Annotated in this window: 4 protein-coding genes; 1 reads left to right on the top strand and 3 read right to left on the bottom strand. The window is 65.0% G+C overall.

Annotated features, from left to right (window positions below; all coding sequences use genetic code 11):
* The coding region (locus EN939_RS30550; protein WP_164751366.1) for a DMT family transporter at window positions 1-868 on the bottom strand (868 nt) is incomplete at its 3' end.
* A 96-nt stretch (window positions 869-964) separates the two neighbouring features.
* Between EN939_RS30550 and EN939_RS30545 the strand changes: the two genes are divergently transcribed.
* Entirely contained in the window at window positions 965-1,450 is a 486-nt protein-coding gene (locus EN939_RS30545; RefSeq protein ID WP_127271370.1) for a MarR family winged helix-turn-helix transcriptional regulator, read from the top strand.
* A 191-nt stretch (window positions 1,451-1,641) separates the two neighbouring features.
* Here EN939_RS30545 and EN939_RS30535 read toward each other — a convergent pair whose 3' ends face one another.
* Window positions 1,642-2,067 (bottom strand): DUF1178 family protein, encoded by a 426-nt coding sequence (locus tag EN939_RS30535; RefSeq protein WP_023811158.1) that lies wholly within the window; start codon window positions 2,065-2,067, stop codon window positions 1,642-1,644.
* Window positions 2,064-2,311, bottom strand: a 248-nt coding sequence (locus EN939_RS30530; RefSeq protein ID WP_335930811.1) for a nitrilase-related carbon-nitrogen hydrolase, incomplete at its 5' end; no start/stop codon positions are given. The genes EN939_RS30530 and EN939_RS30535, both read right to left, overlap by 4 nt.

Below are 2,311 nucleotides of genomic sequence, written 5' to 3'. Positions count from 1 at the left end.
TGGTGGTGATGAACACGCCCGCGGTGATGATGACCGCGCCCGCCCAGGTCAGCAGCTGATAGTGCTCGCCGAGGAAGATGGTTCCGGCAAACAGGCCGACGGCCGCCGCCACATAACCGATCTGGCTGAGATAGACCGGACCGCCAACCGCCTGCAGCCGGAAGAAGAAGGCGAACATCGCCGATGCCGACGCAACCTGCGCGACCACCACCAGCGGCACGCCGCCGAGTGGCGCGAAAGCCTCGCCGCCGAACAGGAGGAGAATGCCGGCAAGCAGCATCGCCGCCGACGCCAGATGGCTGCCGACGGCAAGCTCGATCGGGCCGGTGCCGTCCGGCCAGTCGACCGTGCGGTAGATGTTGCCGGCGGCAAGGCTGACCGGAACGAGCAACCCCATCGCCACCCAGAACAAATCGGCCGGCTGGCCGGCCTCGCCGCGCGTCACCGCGACCATGACGGCGCCGACGAAGCCGACGGCGATGCCGACAATGCCCAGCATGTTGGGGCGCCGGACACGCAACAGGATCGAGAACACCAGTGTGATGACAGGCGACAGGGTGAACATGATGCCGGTGTAGCCGGCGCCCAGATGCGGGATGGCCGAGAACATCAGGAGGTTGGGGACGGCATAGGACACCGCGGCGGTGACGAAGAAATAGCGGAATTTGTGCGCGGTGAGCCGGACCCGCTGGCCGCGAGCCAGGAGCACGCACAGCAAGACGCCGCCGGCGCCGAGCGAGATGACGAAGGCCCAGACCATGGCCGGCACGCCGGCAGCCGTGGCGAGCTTGCCGAATGGCAGCGTCAGGCCGAGCAGGCCGCCGGTGACGACCAGCAGGCCGAGCGCCGAATCCCAAAGACGTTTCATTGACCGAATCCTGTAGCGCGGCCCTTGGCCGGCATTGCATGTTAAGATAAGATAATGGAAAGATTCTTAACGTCAAGATATATGATGGTGAGACAGTTGGACAGGGCAGCACGGGCGATCGAGCAATGGAAGCGGGAGCGGCCCGATCTGGATGTCTCGCCGATGGGTGTGCTCGGGCGGCTGAACGAGGCCGCCTCGCTGATCGCCCGCGAGCGCCTAGCGCCGTTGTTTGCCCGTTATGGATTGCAGTCCGGGGAATTCGACGTGCTGGCCACGCTGCGCCGTTCAGGCTCTCCCTACGCGCTGACGCCAACCGCCCTCTATGAAGCGACGATGGTGACGTCAGGCGCCATGACCAACAGGCTCGACCGGCTCGAAACGTCCGGATTGATCCTGCGCGGGCCGCATCCCAACGATAGGCGCGGCATTGTCGTGAGGCTGACCGACAAGGGCCTGGCCTTGATCGATGAGGCCGTCACTGCCCATGTTGCCAACGAGCACGAGATTCTCTCGGGCTTGACGCCGGCGGAACGGGAGACGCTCTCTCGGCTGCTGGAAAAGCTGATCGGGAGCGTGAGCTAATTTCTGTTGCGATCCTTCGCGCCCCCCTCTGTCCTGCCGGACACCTCCCCCACGAGGGGGGAGATTGGCAGCTTCGACACTGCGCCTGCCACGTCAGAGATTGGCGAAGGCCTAGGTGACGTCCGATCTCCCCCGTGGGGGAGATGTCCGGCAGGACAAAGGGGGGCGCTGTCCCGCTGGCGTCGAAAGACTCAGTTGCGATCGTCCGGGAACACCGGGATCGGCATGAACTCGACGCCGTCCTCGGCCAGGCTCTTGGCCTCGTCCAGCGTCGCCTCGCCATAGATGCCGCGCGGGTCGCTCTCGCCGAAATGGATCTTTCGCGCTTCCTCGGCGAACTTGTCGCCGACATAGTCGGCGTTCTCGCGCACCTTCTCGGCCATTGCCTTGAGCTGTGCCAAAGCCTGCTTCTGCGCCTCGCCCATCGCCAGCGCTATTGTTTCCTGTTTGCGCGCCGTGGAGACGGCCGGCGCCATCAGCGCCTTCTGCACCTTGTGCGATCCGCAGGTGGGGCAATCGACAAAGCCGCGCTTCTTCTGGGTGTCGAAATCGTCGTTGCTGCGGAACCAGCCTTCGAATTCGTGCTCGTGCTCGCAGATCAGGGCAAAGCGGATCAAGAGGCTGCACCCCTGAGCCGCGGCGCCTCGCCCGAACCGGCATTGACGGCGAAATCCCGTGCATTCCTGAGGTTGGGGATCTTCTTGCGCGCGGCAAGCGACTGCGCCGGGTCGATCTCGGCGACGATCACATCAGGCTCGTCATGCGCGGCTTCCGCGATGATACGGCCCCACGGATCGACGATCAGCGAATGACCGTAGGTCTCGCGGCCATCCTCATGCAGGCCGCCCTGCGCGGCGGCGA

It is taken from the genome of Mesorhizobium sp. M7A.F.Ca.CA.002.05.1.1, from assembly GCF_003998335.1.
In the GTDB taxonomy this organism is placed as follows: domain Bacteria; phylum Pseudomonadota; class Alphaproteobacteria; order Rhizobiales; family Rhizobiaceae; genus Mesorhizobium.
Note: the sequence above shows the minus strand (reverse complement) of the source record. Positions and strands in the feature narration are given on the sequence as shown.